Origin of the sequence: Streptomyces sp. B5E4, assembly GCF_039871555.1 — a bacterium.
Classification (GTDB): Bacteria; Actinomycetota; Actinomycetes; order Streptomycetales; family Streptomycetaceae; genus Streptomyces.
The window spans coordinates 100,692-115,475 of the sequence record NZ_JBDPMI010000023.1 but is presented as its reverse complement, the minus strand read 5'-3'; the positions used below and the strand labels follow the sequence as shown (position 1 = coordinate 115,475).

Below are 14,784 nucleotides of genomic sequence, written 5' to 3'. Positions count from 1 at the left end.
AGGAGCGCCTGACCGACGGGATGTACGGCCTGGGCTGGGCAGCGGTCAAACGGCTGCCCGAGCCCGCCGCCGCCGCCCTCGGCAGGCGCATCGCCGACACCGCCTGGCGCCGCGACGGCAAGGGCGTACGGCGGCTGACGTCGAATCTCGCCCGCGTCGTCCCGGACGCCGGGCCCGAGCGGCTGGCCGCGCTGAGCCGGGCCGGCATGCGCTCGTACATGCGCTACTGGATGGAGTCCTTCCGGCTGCCGGCCTGGAGCAGGCAGCGCGTCCGCGACGGCTTCGACCCCGAGGACGTGCACTGGCTTGAGGACGGCCTCGCCGGTGACACCGGCGTGATCCTCGCGCTGCCGCACATGGGCAACTGGGACCTGGCGGGCGCCTGGGTCACCACCGAGCTGGGCGTGCCCTTCACCACCGTGCAGGAGCGGCTGAAGCCGGAGTCGCTCTACGACCGCTTCGTCGCGTACCGCGAGAGCCTGGGCATGGAGGTGCTGGCGCACGGCGGCGCGAGCGCCTTCGGCACCCTCGCCCGGCGGCTGCGCGGCGGCGGGCTGGTGTGCCTGGTCGCCGACCGCGACCTGTCGGCCACCGGCGTCGAGGTGGACTTCTTCGGCTCCGCCGCCCGGATGCCCGCGGGACCCGCGCTGCTCGCCCAGCAGACCGGCGCGCTGCTGCTGCCCGTCACGCTCTGGTACGACGACTCGCCCGTCCTGCAGGGGAAGGTGCACGCGCCCGTCGAGGTGCCCGCGACCGGCACCCGCGCCGAGAAGACCGCCGCCATGACGCAGGCGATGGCCGACGACTTCGCCGAGGGCATCGCCGGGCACCCGGAGGACTGGCACATGCTGCAGCGCTTCTGGCTGGACGACCTCAGGGGCGGGGCGTCGCGGTGAGGGTCGGGATCGTCTGCCCGTACTCCTGGGAGGCGCCCGGCGGAGTGCAGTTCCACGTCCGGGACCTGGCGGAGCACCTGCGCGCCGCCGGCCACGAGGTCTCCGTGCTCGCGCCCGCCGACGACGACACCCCGCTGCCGGAGTACGTCGTCTGGGCCGGCCGCGCCGTCCCCGTGCCGTACAACGGATCCGTGGCGCGCATCAACTTCGGCTTCCTGTCCGCCGCCCGGGTACGCCGCTGGGTGCGCGACGGCGACTTCGACGTGCTGCACATCCACGAGCCGGCCGCGCCGTCGCTCGCGCTGCTGGCCTGCTGGGCGGCGAAGGGGCCGATCGTGGCCACGTTCCACATGTCGAGCCCGCGCTCGCGCGGCATGATCGCCGCGTACCCGATCCTGCAGTCGGCCCTGGAGAAGATCAGCGCGCGCATCGCGGTCAGCGAGTACGCACGCCGCACCCTGGTGGAGCACCTGGGCGGAGACGCCGTCGTCATCCCCAACGGCGTCGACGTCTCCTTCTTCGCCGGGGCCGAGCCGAAGGCCGAGTGGCAGGGCCGCACGCTGGGCTTCATCGGCCGGATCGACGAGCCGCGCAAGGGGCTGCCGGTGCTGATGGAGGCGTTCCCGCGGATCCTGGAGCGGGTGCCGGACGCCCGTCTGCTGGTCGCCGGGCGCGGCGACCGGGCCGAGGTCGCCGGGCGTCTGCCGCCCGGGGTCCGCGAGCGGGTGGAGTTCCTGGGGATGGTCAGCGACGAGGACAAGGCGCGGCTGCTGCGCAGCGTCGACCTGTACGTCGCGCCGAACACCGGCGGCGAGTCCTTCGGCATCATCCTCGTCGAGGCGATGTCCGCGGGGGCGCCCGTGCTCGCCGCCGACCTGGACGCCTTCGTGCAGGTGCTGGACGGCGGCACGGCGGGGGAGGTGTTCGCGCGCGAGGACGCCGGGGACCTGGCCGAGCGGGCCGCCGGGCTGCTGCTGGACGACGCCCGCCGGGCCGGGCTGCGCGAGCGCGGCAGCCGGCACGTGCAGCGCTTCGACTGGTCGACGGTCGGCGCGGACATCCTGTCGGTGTACGAGACGGTGACCCAGGGCGCCGCGTCGGTGGCGGAGGACGAGCGCGCGGGCCGCTGGGCGGCCCGCTTCGGCCCCGCCCGCGACCGGGAGGGATGACGTGTCGACCGCTCTGACCCTGCTGCTCGTCGCCGTCGGGCTCTGCCTGATCGGCGTCTATCTGAGCTGGACCGCCGGCCGGCTCGACCGGCTGCACACCCGCATCGACGCCGCCAAGGCGGCCCTCGACGCCCAGTTGCTGCGCCGCGCCTCGGTGGCGCAGGAGCTGGCCACCAGCGGTGTGCTCGACCCGGCCGCCTCGATCGTGCTCTACGAGGCCGCGCACGCCGCCCGGCAGGCGGAGGAGGACCAGCGCGAGGTCGCCGAGAGCGAGCTGAGCCAGGCGCTGCGGGCGGTGTTCGAGGCGCCCGAGCAGGTGGAGGCGGTGCGCGGGGCGCCCGGCGGCGAGGAGGCCGTGCACGAGCTCGCGGAGGCCGCGCGGCGGGTGCCGATGGCGCGGCGCTTCCACAACGACGCGGTACGGGCGGCGCGGGCGCTGCGCCGGCACCGCAAGGTGCGCTGGTTCCGGCTGGCCGGGCACGCGCCGTTCCCGCTGGCGGTCGAGATGGACGACGAGCCGCCGCCGGCGCTGACCGACCGCGCCCCGGCGGGCTGACCCCGCCGGCGTTGTCGCCGCCGCTGCCCCGCCGTCGCTGCCGGCTCGGCGGCCACAGCTTGCCGATTGGCTCTTTCCCGACCCCTCCCGCCTGGGGTTTCCTTGACCGTGGCGCACGTTCGGGCCCGTCGTCCGAACGTGTTTACGATGGAAGCAGCGCACCGTACGCCACCCACACCCACACCGCGCCCACATCACCGAGTGAGGTTCCACCGTGTCCAGCACGCCCAGCTCCGCCCCCCAGTCGTCGGCTCCCGAGACCGGCACCGCACGCGTCAAGCGCGGCATGGCCGAGCAGCTCAAGGGCGGCGTGATCATGGATGTCGTCACGCCCGAGCAGGCGAAGATCGCCGAGGACGCGGGCGCCGTCGCGGTGATGGCCCTGGAGCGGGTGCCCGCCGACATCCGCAAGGACGGCGGCGTGGCGCGCATGTCGGACCCCGACATGATCGAGGGCATCATCGAGGCCGTCTCCATCCCGGTGATGGCCAAGTCCCGCATCGGCCACTTCGTGGAGGCCCAGATCCTCCAGGCGCTCGGCGTCGACTACATCGACGAGTCCGAGGTGCTCACCCCCGCCGACGAGGTCAACCACTCCGACAAGTGGGCCTTCACCACCCCCTTCGTCTGCGGCGCCACCAACCTCGGCGAGGCCCTGCGCCGGATCGCCGAGGGCGCCGCCATGATCCGCTCCAAGGGCGAGGCCGGCACCGGGAACGTCGTCGAGGCCGTGCGCCACCTGCGCCAGATCAAGAACGAGATCGGTGCCCTGCGCGGCCTGGACAACCACGAGCTGTACGCCGCCGCCAAGGAGCTGCGTGCCCCGTACGAGGTGGTCGCCGAGGTGGCGAAGCTCGGCAAGCTGCCCGTCGTGCTGTTCTCCGCCGGCGGTGTCGCCACCCCCGCCGACGCCGCGCTGATGCGCCAGCTCGGCGCCGAGGGCGTCTTCGTCGGCTCCGGCATCTTCAAGTCCGGCGACCCGGCCAAGCGCGCCGCCGCCATCGTCAAGGCCACCACCTTCTACGACGACCCGAAGGTCGTCGCGGACGCCTCGCGCAACCTCGGCGAGGCCATGGTCGGCATCAACCTCGACACCCTGGACGACGCCGAGCGCTACGCCGGCCGGGGCTGGTGAGGTCGGCAGCATGGGCACCGCCCCCGTCATAGGCGTCCTCGCCCTCCAGGGCGACGTACGCGAGCATCTTGTCGCCCTCGACGCGGCCGGCGCGAGCGCCGTACCGGTCCGCAGGCCGGCGGAGCTGGCGGAGGTCTCGGGTCTGGTCATCCCCGGTGGCGAGTCCACCACGATGTCCAAGCTCGCCGTCGCCTTCGGGCTGCTGGAGCCGCTGCGCGAGCGGGTACGGGCGGGCATGCCCGCGTACGGCTCCTGCGCCGGCATGATCATGCTGGCCGACAAGATCCTCGACCCGCGCTCCGGGCAGGAGACCGTCGGCGGCATCGACATGATCGTGCGCCGCAACGCCTTCGGCCGGCAGAACGAGTCGTTCGAGGTGCCGCTGGAGGTGGCCGGGGTCCCCGGCGGTCCGGTGCACGGCGTCTTCATCCGGGCGCCGTGGGTAGAGTCCACCGGCGCCCGGGTGGAGCGGCTGGCGGAGGTCGGCGGGCACCCCGTCGCCGTCCGGCAGGGTCCGCTGCTGGCGACGTCGTTCCATCCCGAACTCACCGGCGACCACCGCGTGCACGCCCTCTTCGCCGATATGGTGCGCCGGGCGGGCTGACCGGCACCGGTAGGATCGACGAGTTCGTTGCCGGTTAGTCGAATGCGCGGAACGCGGAATGGAGCGGGGCTGTGTCCGGCCACTCTAAGTGGGCAACCACCAAGCACAAGAAGGCCGTGATCGATGCCAAGCGAGGAAAGCTCTTCGCCAAGCTGATCAAGAACGTCGAGGTCGCGGCGCGGCAGGGGGGGGCCGACCCGGACGGAAATCCCACGCTCTACGACGCGATCCAGAAGGCCAAGAAGCAGTCCGTCCCGAACAAGAACATCGACAGCGCCGTCAAGCGCGGCGCCGGTCTCGAAGCGGGCGGCGCCGAGTACGAGACGATCATGTACGAGGGTTACGGCCCCAACGGCGTGGCGGTCCTCATCGAGTGCCTGACCGACAACCGCAACCGCGCCGCCTCCGACGTCCGCGTCGCCATGACGCGCAACGGCGGCTCCATGGCCGACCCCGGCTCCGTGTCCTACCTGTTCAACCGCAAGGGCGTGGTGATCGTCCCCAAGGGCGAGCTGGGCGAGGACGACGTGCTGGCCGCGGTGCTGGACGCCGGCGCCGAGGAGGTCAACGACCTGGGCGAGTCCTTCGAGGTGCTCAGCGAGGCCGGCGACATGGTCGCGGTCCGCACCGCCCTGCAGGACGCCGGGATCGACTACGACTCGGCCGAGGCGAACTTCGTCCCCACCATGCAGGTGGAGCTGGACGAGGAGGGCGCCCGCAAGATCTTCCGGCTCATCGACGCCCTGGAGGACAGCGACGACGTGCAGAACGTCTTCGCCAACTTCGACGTCTCCGACGAGGTCATGGAGAAGGCCTCCGCCTGAGCCATACGCGCACGCCGTGAGGGGCCCGCAGGATGGCGACATCCGGCGGGCCCTTCGGCTGCGCTGTCGGTGCCGGCCGGTAGCCTGCACACACGTACGCGGGCAGAGGAGAGGGGGCGGCCGGTGCGGGTACTCGGAGTGGACCCGGGGCTCACGCGGTGCGGCGTGGGCGTCGTGGACGGAGCGCCGGGCCGGGCGCTGCGGATGGTCGCCGTCGGCGTCGTACGCACCTCCTCCGACGCCCCGATGCCCGAGCGGCTGCTGCTCATCGAGCGCGGCATAGAGGAGTGGCTGGAGGTGCAGCAGCCCGAGGCCGTCGCCGTCGAGCGCGTCTTCAGCCAGCACAACGTACGCACCGTCATGGGCACCGCCCAGGCCAGCGCCGTCGCCATCCTCTGTGCCGCCCGCCGCGGCCTGCCCGTCGCGCTGCACACCCCCAGCGAGGTCAAGGCCGCCGTCACCGGCTCGGGCCGCGCCGACAAGGCCCAGGTCGGCGCCATGGTCACCCGGCTGCTGCGGCTCGACGCCCCGCCCAAGCCGGCCGACGCCGCCGACGCACTGGCGCTGGCCATCTGCCATCTGTGGCGCGCCCCCGCCCAGGACCGCCTGCTGCGCGCCCGTGCCGCGGGCGCACCCCCGCGCGCGGCGACGGCCGCCCCGGGCGCGGCCCCCGGCGTGCGGCGCACCGCCCGCCCGGCCGGCCGGGGCGCCCCGCGCGCCGGCCGCGCGGGCCAGGACCGCCCGGAGCCCCGGGACTGCGAGATCCGGAGAGACCCCGCATGATCGCCTTCGTCAGCGGCCCCGTCGCCGCCCTCGCGCCCGACGCCGCGGTCATCGAGGTCGGCGGCATCGGCATGGCCGTCAAGTGCACGCCCGACACCCTGTCCACGCTGCGCGTCGGCACGGACGCCCGGCTGGCCACCTCCCTCGTCGTCCGGGAGGACTCCCTCACCCTCTACGGCTTCGCCGACGACGACGAGCGCCAGGTCTTCGAGCTGCTCCAGACCGCCAGCGGCGTCGGCCCCCGGCTGGCCCAGGCCATGCTCGCCGTGCACCGCCCGGACGCACTGCGCCTCGCCGTCTCCACCGGCGACGAGAAGGCGCTCACCGCCGTCCCCGGCATCGGCAGGAAGGGCGCGCAGAAGCTGCTGCTGGAGCTGAAGGACCGGCTCGGCGAGCCGCTGGGCAGCAGCGGCCTCGTCGGCAGGCAGGCCGGCGCCGCCCCGGCCGCCGGCTGGCGCGAGCAGTTGCACGCCGCCCTCACCGGCCTCGGGTACGCGCCGCGCGAGGCCGACGAGGCCGTCACCGCCGTCGCCCCGCAGGCGGAGGAGAACGGCGCCGCGCCCCCGCCGCTGCCGCAGTTGCTGCGCGCCGCCCTGCAGACCCTGAACCGGGCCCGATGACGGCGCCGCCCGGCCCCCGGCGCGTACGACGCACCGCGACAGCACCCGAACCACGACGGACGGATCCACGATGACCTGGGAGGACGCCGACCCGCGGCTGGTGGACTCGGCCGCCGACGCCGACGACCGGGCGGTGGAGACCGCGCTGCGCCCCAAGGACCTGGCCGAGTTCGTCGGCCAGGAGCGTGTGCGCGAACAGCTCGACCTGGTGCTGCGCGCCGCCCGCCAGCGCGGCGGCGCCGCCGACCACGTGCTCCTCTCCGGCGCCCCCGGCCTCGGCAAGACCACCCTCGCGATGATCGTCGCCGCCGAGATGGCCGCCCCGATCCGCATCACCTCGGGCCCCGCCATCCAGCACGCCGGCGACCTCGCCGCGATCCTCTCCTCCCTCCAGGAGGGCGAGGTGCTCTTCCTCGACGAGCTCCACCGCATGTCCCGCCCCGCCGAGGAGATGCTCTACATGGCGATGGAGGACCTGCGGGTCGACGTCATCGTCGGCAAGGGCCCCGGAGCCACCGCCATCCCGCTGGAGCTGCCCCCCTTCACCCTGGTCGGCGCCACCACGCGGGCCGGGCTCCTGCCCCCGCCGCTGCGCGACCGCTTCGGCTTCACCGGGCACATGGAGTTCTACTCGCCGGCCGAGCTGGAGCGCGTCCTGCACCGCTCCGCCCACCTCCTCGACGTCTCCGTGGACGCCGCCGGCGCCGCCGAGATCGCCGGCCGCTCCCGCGGCACCCCCCGCATCGCGAACCGCCTGCTGCGCCGGGTGCGGGACTACGCCCAGGTCAAGGCCGACGGCGTGATCACGCGCGAGATCGCCGCCCGCGGCCTGGAGGTCTACGAGGTCGACGACCGCGGCCTCGACCGCCTCGACCGCGCCGTGCTGGGCGCCCTGCTCAAGCTCTTCTCCGGCGGCCCCGTCGGGCTGTCCACGCTGGCCGTGGCGGTGGGGGAGGAGCGGGAGACCGTCGAGGAGGTCGCCGAGCCCTTCCTCGTACGCGAAGGGCTGCTGGCCCGTACCCCCCGCGGCCGCGTCGCCACCCCGGCGGCCTGGGCCCACCTGGGCCTCACGCCCCCGCAGCCCGGCGGCGGCATGCAGCAGACCGCGTTCTGAGCGCCCAGCCGCGCCCGCCGTGCGGCGGCCGGGGCCCGGCCGCCGCGGGTGCCCCGGCCGAAACCGCGGCGGCGCGGAGACTCGCCGGTTACGGAACGCGGGTGACATGCTGGGCGTTGTTCACACGGCGGAACTCGCTTAGACTCCGCCGACGCCTTCCGGAACCGGAGGGTACCCCCGCCCCCCAGAACGAGGCCGTGGCGAACGCGGTCCTACGAAGGAAACCCGGACACCGTGGATATCACGATTCTCTTGCCGTTCATCGTGCTCATCGGGGCGATGTTCCTGATGACCCGCTCGGCAAAGAACAAGCAGCGCCAGATGACGAACATGCGGGACCAATTGCAGCCGGGCAGCGGCGTGCGGACCATCGGCGGCATGTACGCCACGGTCAAGGAGGTCCACGAGGACACCCTCCTTCTGGAGGTGGCCCCCGGAGTACACGCGATCTACGCGAAGAACTCCATCGGCGCCGTCCTGGACGACGCCGAATACAACCGCATCGTGCACGGCGCTCCGGAGTTCGACGACGAGGAGATCACGGCGCCCGACGACGCCTCCTCGCTGACCGAGTCCGCCGAAGGCGAGACCGGTGACGAGGATTCCGAGGACCGCAAGGAGACCTCGGACCGCATCGACCTCGACAAGAAGGACGCGGCCGGCGACGCCGAAGGCGACGCGGAGGCAGCGGACGCCACCGACGAGGACGAGAAGAAGAACGGCGGCTCCGCCGCGAAGTGACCGCGGCCTTTCGGCGGCGGCCCCGCACCCCGTGCGGAGGCGCCGCCGGCCGCGGTGAACGGGGGACCGGTCACTTTTCGCCTCGCGGCACCGCGGGGCTACACTTCGTGACCGCGCGACGAGCCCCGCCGCGCGGTGTCTGGACAGGAGAATCGAGAAGGTGGCAGCACCCAAAACGGGCCGCAGGTCCCAGGGATCTCACGGCAGGCCCTGGCGCCCCCTGCTGCTGATCCTGACCGCGATCGCCGCGCTCACCGGTGGGATGTTCCTTTCCGGACACACCACCCCGCGCCTCGGCATCGACCTGGCCGGCGGCACCAGCATCACGCTGGAGGCCAAGAACCAGCCGGGCAGTGAGAACGCGATCAACTCCACCAATATGGATACCGCCGTCAACATCATCGAGCGCCGTGTCAACGGCCTCGGTGTGCAGGAGGCGGAAGTCCAGACGCAGGGCGACCGGCACATCATCGTCAACATCCCCAAGGGGACCGACCAGAAGACGGCGCGCGAGCAGGTGGGCACCACCGCGCGGCTCTTCTTCCGCCCCGTGCTCTCCTACGTGGCGAACGAGGCCCCCGCACCGGAGCCCAGCGCCTCGGAGTCCGGGGACACGGAGAAGGACAAGGACGCCTCCTCCTCCCCGTCCCCGTCCGAGACCGCCTCCGACGAGGCGAGCGACGGCGCGAGCCCGAGCGACGACGCCACCGAGCAGGGACGCGCCCTGTCCGAGGGCCTCGCCCAGGCCGACGACTCGCCCAGCCCGACCGAGTCGCAGGCGCCGCCCGCCGAGACGCCCCCGGCCGAGCAGGCGCCCACGGGCCAGGTCCCCGCCGACGTGCAGAAGAAGCTGGACGCGCTGGACTGCTCCGACGCCGAGGAGCGCACCAAGACCGGCGAGAACGCCAAGCCGACCGACACCGTCGTCGCGTGCGACAGCGACGGCGCGTACAAGTACGCGCTCGGCCCGGCCGAGGTCGAGGGCACGGACGTCGACGACGCCTCCGCCACGTACGACGCCCAGCAGGGCTCCGGCTGGATCGTGCAGCTTGAGTTCAACGACAAGGGCTCCGACAAGTTCGCCGACGTCACCGGCACGCTCGCCGGCCAGGCCCCGCCGAACAACCAGTTCGCCATCGAGCTCGACGGCGAGGTCGTCTCCGCGCCCTCCGTCGACGAGTCGATCACCGGCGGCCGGGCGCAGATCTCCGGCAGCTTCAACCAGGAGTCGGCCGAGGAGCTGGCCAACGTCCTGTCGTACGGTGCCCTGCCGCTGTCCTTCCAGGAGTCCGAGGTCACCACCGTCTCGCCGGCCCTCGGCAACGAGCAGTTGGAGGCGGGCCTCATCGCCGGCGCCGTCGGGCTGGCGCTGGTGATCATCTACCTCGTCGCGTACTACCGCGGGCTGGCCCTGGTGGCCGTCGTCAGCCTCCTGGTCTCCGCCGCCCTCACGTACACGATCATGGCGCTGCTCGGCCCCGGCATCGGCTTCGCGCTGAACCTTCCGGCGGTCTGCGGCGCGATCGTGGCCATCGGTATCACCGCGGACTCGTTCATCGTCTACTTCGAGCGCATCCGCGACGAGATCCGCGAGGGCCGCACGCTGCGCCCGGCGGTGGAGCGCGGCTGGCCGCGGGCCCGGCGCACCATCCTGGTGTCCGACTTCGTGTCCTTCCTCGCCGCGGCCGTGCTCTTCACGGTCACCGTCGGCAAGGTGCAGGGCTTCGCCTTCACGCTGGGCCTGACCACGCTCCTCGACGTCGTCGTGGTCTTCCTCTTCACCAAGCCGGTCATGACCATCCTGGCCCGCAAGCGGTTCTTCGCCAGCGGCCATCCCTGGTCCGGGCTCGATCCCAAACGGCTGGGAGCCAGGCCACCGCTGCGCGGCCGCCCGCGCGTCGCCGGTCCCGTCAACCCGAAGGAGGTCTGAGATGTCGCGCCTCGGCACCCTCGGCGCCCGCCTCTACCGCGGTGAGGCCGGCTACGACTTCGTCGCCAAGCGGTTCCTCTGGTACGGCGTCTCCGTCCTCATCACGATCATCGCGATCGCCGGCTTCTTCATCCGCGGCCTGAACATGGGCATCGAGTTCGAGGGCGGTGCGGTCTTCACCACTCCGAAGACCGAGACCTCGGTCTCGCAGGCCCAGGAGGTCGCCGAGGACGCCTCGGGACACCAGGCGATCGTCCAGGAGCTGGGCAGCGGGAAGCTCCGCATCCAGGTCAGCAGCATCGAGACACAGCAGTCCGACAAGGTCAAGACCGCGCTCGCCGAAGAGCTGAACGTCGACGCGCAGGACATCAACGACCAGCTCGTCGGACCCAGTTGGGGCGAGCAGATCGCGAACAAGGCGTGGCAGGGCCTGGCGATCTTCATGGTCCTCGTGGTGATCTATCTCGCCATCGCCTTCGAGTGGCGCATGGCGCTCTCGGCGCTCGTCGCGCTGATCCACGACCTGACGATCACGGTCGGCGTCTACACGATCGTCGGCTTCGAAGTCACGCCGGGCACGGTCATCGGTCTGCTGACCATCCTCGGTTACTCGCTGTACGACACGGTGGTGGTCTTCGACGGGCTCAAGGAGAGCACGAAGGACATCACCAAACAGACGGGCTTCACCTACCGCGAGGCGGCCAACCGCAGCCTCAACGGCACGCTCGTCCGCTCCATCAACACCTCCGTCGTGGCCCTGCTGCCGGTCGCCGGCCTGCTGTTCATCGGCGGCGGCGTCCTCGGCGGCGGCATGCTCAACGACATCGCGCTGTCGCTGTTCGTCGGCCTCGCGGCCGGCGCGTACTCCTCGATCTTCATCGCCACCCCGCTGGTGGTCGACTTCAAGGAGCGCGACCCCGCCATACAGGCCCACAACAAGCGCGTGGCCGCCCGGCGGGCCTCCGACGCCCGTGCCGCCGCCCGCGGCGACAAGGGGCCGGCCGGGCGCGAGGACGGCCCCGGCGCGGCGGACGCCGCGGACGGCGAGCCCGAGGACGACCCCCGCGCCCCCGAGCCCGCGGGTCAAGGAGTCGTCGGATCCCCGAGCGGAGAGGGCCGCCGGCAGCAGCCGGTGTCCCGGCAGCGCGGCCGTGGCCGCCCCTCCGGCAGCCGCGGCGGCCGGTCGGGAGGCAAGCGCAGGTGAGTGTGCCGGAGGGGACCAGGGAGCTGCTGCTCAGCCGGATCCAGGACGTGCCGGACTACCCGCAGCCGGGCGTGATGTTCAAGGACATCACGCCGCTGCTGGCCGACCCGAAGGCGTTCGCCGTGCTCACCGACGCGCTCACGGAGGTCTGCCGGGAGCAGGGTGCGCAGAAGGTCGTCGGCCTGGAGGCGCGTGGCTTCATCCTGGCCGCGCCGGTCGCGGTGCGGGCCGGGATCGGCTTCGTGCCCGTACGCAAGGCGGGCAAGCTCCCGGGCCCCACCCTCGGGCAGGCGTACGACCTGGAGTACGGCACGGCGGAGATCGAGATACACGCCGACGCCCTGCAGCCCGGCGACCGCGTGCTCGTCATCGACGACGTGCTGGCCACCGGCGGTACCGCGGAGGCGTCGGTGGAGCTCATCCGCCGGGCCGGCGGCTCCGTCACCGGTCTGGCCGTACTGCTGGAGCTGGGATTCCTGGAGGGCCGGGCGCGGGTCGAGCAGGTGCTCGCCGGCGCTCCGCTGGACGCGCTCCTCACCGTCTGAAACCGTCCCGGGCCCGCCGGAGGGTCCGGGACGCCGGCCCGGCCGGGGTTCTGCCCGGTCGGGGCCTGGTCAGGCGGTTGCCGGGTGGTGCGGGCGCGACGGCAGATACCATGGCAGTTCCGGGGATCTCCCCGTGGGCCGTCCACCGTCAAGGAGTGCTCTTGCCAGACGAGGCTCATCGGTCCACCGCCGCGCCGCCCGAGAAGCAGCGCCAGCCCGGCGCGGCTGACTCTCCGCTGCCCGCGCGGGCAGCGGAGAACGGCTCAGGACGCCGGACGGCGCCGCCCGAGGGGCGCGCGCAGCCGGCCGCTCCCGCGCGCGTCGAGCCCGCCTCGGGCCACGGCGGCGGGCAGGCGGGCCGCGGTGGCTCTCCGAGTCGCGTACGGGCCCGGCTGGCGCGCCTCGGGGTGCAGCGGCAGAGCCCGTACAACCCGGTGCTGGAGCCGCTGCTGCGGATAGTGCGGGGGAACGACCCGAAGGCCGACACCTCGACGCTGCGCCAGATAGAGCGCGCGTACCAGGTCGCGGAGCGCTGGCACCGCGGCCAGAAGCGCAAGAGCGGTGACCCGTACATCACCCACCCCCTCGCCGTCACCACGATCCTGGCCGAGCTGGGCATGGACCCGGCCACGCTGATGGCGGGGCTGCTGCACGACACGGTGGAGGACACCGAGTACGGGCTCGAAGACCTGCGCCGCGACTTCGGCGACCAGGTCACGCTGCTGGTGGACGGCGTCACCAAGCTGGACAAGGTCAAGTTCGGCGAGGCCGCGCAGGCGGAGACCGTGCGCAAGATGGTCGTCGCCATGGCCAAGGACCCCCGGGTCCTGGTGATCAAGCTCGCCGACCGGCTGCACAACATGCGCACGATGCGCTACCTGCGCCGGGAGAAGCAGGAGCAGAAGGCGCGCGAGACGCTGGAGATCTACGCGCCGCTGGCCCACCGGCTGGGCATGAACACCATCAAGTGGGAGCTGGAGGACCTCGCCTTCGCGATCCTCTACCCGAAGATGTACGACGAGATCGTCCGCCTGGTCGCCGAGCGCGCCCCGAAGCGGGACGAGTACCTGGCCGTCGTCATCGACGAGGTGCAGCAGGACCTGCGCAGCGCCCGGATCAAGGCGACCGTCACCGGCCGCCCGAAGCACTACTACAGCGTCTACCAGAAGATGATCGTGCGCGGCCGCGACTTCGCCGAGATCTACGACCTGGTGGGCATCCGCGTCCTCGTCGACTCGGTCCGCGACTGCTACGCGGCGCTCGGCACCATCCACGCGCGGTGGAACCCCGTCCCCGGACGGTTCAAGGACTACATCGCGATGCCCAAGTTCAACATGTACCAGTCGCTGCACACGACGGTCATCGGACCCGAGGGCAAGCCGGTCGAGCTGCAGCTCCGCACGTTCGACATGCACCGCCGCGCCGAGTACGGCATCGCCGCCCACTGGAAGTACAAGCAGGAGGCGACCGGCGGCGCCGCCCGCCAGCAGGGCACGGGCACCCGCAGGGGCAGCAAGTCCGAGCAGGTCAACGACATGGCCTGGCTGCGGCAGTTGATCGACTGGCAGAAGGAGACCGAGGACCCCGGCGAGTTCCTGGACGCGCTGCGCTTCGACCTGTCCCGTCACGAGGTCTTCGTCTTCACGCCCAAGGGCGACGTGATCGCCCTGCCCGCGGGCGCGACGCCCGTCGACTTCGCCTACGCGGTGCACACCGAGGTCGGCCACAAGACGATAGGAGCGCGGGTCGGCGGCCGGCTCGTACCGCTGGAGTCCGCGCTCGACAACGGCGACACCGTCGAGGTCTTCACCTCCAAGGCGGCCGGCGCGGGCCCCTCCCGTGACTGGCTGAACTTCGTCAAGTCGCCCCGCGCGCGCAACAAGATCCGCGCCTGGTTCTCCAAGGAGCGCCGGGACGAGGCCATCGAGCAGGGCAAGGACTCCATCGCGCGGGCGATGCGCAAGCAGAACCTGCCGATCCAGCGCATCCTGACCGGCGACTCGCTGGTCACCATTGCGCACGAGATGCGCTACCCCGACATCTCCGCGCTCTACGCGGCGATCGGCGAGGGCCACATCTCCGCGCAGAACGTGGTGCAGAAGCTGGTCCAGGCGCTCGGCGGCGAGGAGGCGGCCACCGAGGACATCGAGGAGACCGCGCCGCCGCTGCACGGCAAGACCCGCAAGCGCCGGGCGGTCAACGACCCCGGCGTGATCGTCAAGGGCGTCGACGACGTCTGGGTCAAGCTCTCCCGCTGCTGTACGCCGGTGCCCGGAGACCCGATCATCGGCTTCGTCACCCGCGGCAAGGGCGTCTCCGTGCACCGTGCCGACTGCGTCAACGTCGAGTCGCTGTCGCAGCAGCCCGAGCGGATCATCGAGGTGGAGTGGGCGCCGACGCAGTCGTCGGTCTTCCTCGTCGCCATCCAGGTGGAGGCGCTGGACCGCTCCCGGCTGCTCTCGGACGTCACCAGGGTGCTCTCCGACCAGCACGTGAACATCCTGTCCGCCGCCGTGCAGACCTCCCGCGACCGGGTGGCCACCTCGCGCTTCACGTTCGAGATGGGCGACCCGAAGCACCTCGGGCACGTACTGAAGGCGGTACGGAAGGTGGAGGGCGTCTACGACGTGTACCGCGTCACCTCCGCCCGGAACAACTGAGCG

At 72.5% G+C, this 14,784-nt stretch carries 14 protein-coding genes; all 14 read left to right on the top strand.

All coding sequences use genetic code 11. The features are described 5' to 3' along the window. Nucleotides 1-20: 20 nt before the first annotated feature. The 14 genes from ABGA99_RS25960 (at nucleotide 21) to ABGA99_RS25895 (ending at nucleotide 14,781) form a co-directional block, all read left to right on the top strand. Nucleotides 21-896, top strand: a complete 876-nt coding sequence (locus tag ABGA99_RS25960) for a phosphatidylinositol mannoside acyltransferase (protein WP_347576116.1) — start codon at nucleotides 21-23, stop codon at nucleotides 894-896. Continuing rightward, the gene (locus ABGA99_RS25955; RefSeq protein WP_347575783.1) at nucleotides 893-2,065 is read left to right on the top strand and encodes a glycosyltransferase family 4 protein; all 1,173 of its coding nucleotides are present in this window, start codon (nucleotides 893-895) and stop codon (nucleotides 2,063-2,065) included. Before ABGA99_RS25960 ends, ABGA99_RS25955 begins: the two co-directional genes overlap by 4 nt. A 1-nt stretch (nucleotide 2,066) precedes the next feature. After that, nucleotides 2,067-2,621, top strand: a complete 555-nt coding sequence (locus ABGA99_RS25950) for a membrane protein (RefSeq protein ID WP_047014730.1) — start codon at nucleotides 2,067-2,069, stop codon at nucleotides 2,619-2,621. Nucleotides 2,622-2,835: 214 nt separating this feature from the next. Then, nucleotides 2,836-3,756 (top strand): pyridoxal 5'-phosphate synthase lyase subunit PdxS, encoded by a 921-nt coding sequence (gene pdxS / locus ABGA99_RS25945; RefSeq protein WP_347575784.1) that lies wholly within the window; start codon nucleotides 2,836-2,838, stop codon nucleotides 3,754-3,756. Nucleotides 3,757-3,766: 10 nt separating this feature from the next. Further along, the gene (gene pdxT / locus ABGA99_RS25940; RefSeq protein ID WP_347583525.1) at nucleotides 3,767-4,360 is read left to right on the top strand and encodes a pyridoxal 5'-phosphate synthase glutaminase subunit PdxT; all 594 of its coding nucleotides are present in this window, start codon (nucleotides 3,767-3,769) and stop codon (nucleotides 4,358-4,360) included. A 71-nt stretch (nucleotides 4,361-4,431) separates the two neighbouring features. Beyond that, nucleotides 4,432-5,184: a YebC/PmpR family DNA-binding transcriptional regulator gene (locus ABGA99_RS25935; protein ID WP_026276296.1), complete on the top strand. Its 753-nt coding sequence runs from the start codon at nucleotides 4,432-4,434 to the stop codon at nucleotides 5,182-5,184. Nucleotides 5,185-5,307: 123 nt separating this feature from the next. Further along, nucleotides 5,308-5,967, top strand: coding sequence for a crossover junction endodeoxyribonuclease RuvC (gene ruvC / locus ABGA99_RS25930; protein WP_347575786.1), 660 nt, complete (start codon nucleotides 5,308-5,310; stop codon nucleotides 5,965-5,967). Continuing rightward, nucleotides 5,964-6,587 (top strand): Holliday junction branch migration protein RuvA, encoded by a 624-nt coding sequence (ruvA, locus tag ABGA99_RS25925; protein WP_347575787.1) that lies wholly within the window; start codon nucleotides 5,964-5,966, stop codon nucleotides 6,585-6,587. Before ruvC ends, ruvA begins: the two co-directional genes overlap by 4 nt. A gap of 70 nt (nucleotides 6,588-6,657) precedes the next feature. Next, nucleotides 6,658-7,701: a Holliday junction branch migration DNA helicase RuvB gene (ruvB, locus tag ABGA99_RS25920; protein WP_347575788.1), complete on the top strand. Its 1,044-nt coding sequence runs from the start codon at nucleotides 6,658-6,660 to the stop codon at nucleotides 7,699-7,701. Nucleotides 7,702-7,935: 234 nt separating this feature from the next. Continuing rightward, on the top strand, nucleotides 7,936-8,442 hold the full coding sequence (gene yajC / locus ABGA99_RS25915; protein WP_347583524.1) for a preprotein translocase subunit YajC: 507 nt from the start codon (nucleotides 7,936-7,938) through the stop codon (nucleotides 8,440-8,442). Nucleotides 8,443-8,602: 160 nt separating this feature from the next. Beyond that, nucleotides 8,603-10,372 carry a protein translocase subunit SecD gene (gene secD, locus ABGA99_RS25910; protein WP_347575790.1) on the top strand — a complete coding sequence of 590 codons (1,770 nt, stop codon included), beginning with the start codon at nucleotides 8,603-8,605 and terminating at the stop codon, nucleotides 10,370-10,372. 1 nt (nucleotide 10,373) lies between these two features. Further along, entirely contained in the window at nucleotides 10,374-11,576 is a 1,203-nt protein-coding gene (gene secF / locus ABGA99_RS25905; RefSeq protein WP_347583523.1) for a protein translocase subunit SecF, read from the top strand. Continuing rightward, nucleotides 11,573-12,121 carry an adenine phosphoribosyltransferase gene (locus ABGA99_RS25900; RefSeq protein WP_347583522.1) on the top strand — a complete coding sequence of 183 codons (549 nt, stop codon included), beginning with the start codon at nucleotides 11,573-11,575 and terminating at the stop codon, nucleotides 12,119-12,121. Before secF ends, ABGA99_RS25900 begins: the two co-directional genes overlap by 4 nt. Nucleotides 12,122-12,282: 161 nt before the next feature. Further along, a complete protein-coding gene (locus tag ABGA99_RS25895; RefSeq protein ID WP_347575793.1) occupies nucleotides 12,283-14,781 on the top strand; it encodes a bifunctional (p)ppGpp synthetase/guanosine-3',5'-bis(diphosphate) 3'-pyrophosphohydrolase in 2,499 nt (832 codons plus the stop codon). Nucleotides 14,782-14,784 lie beyond the last annotated feature (3 nt).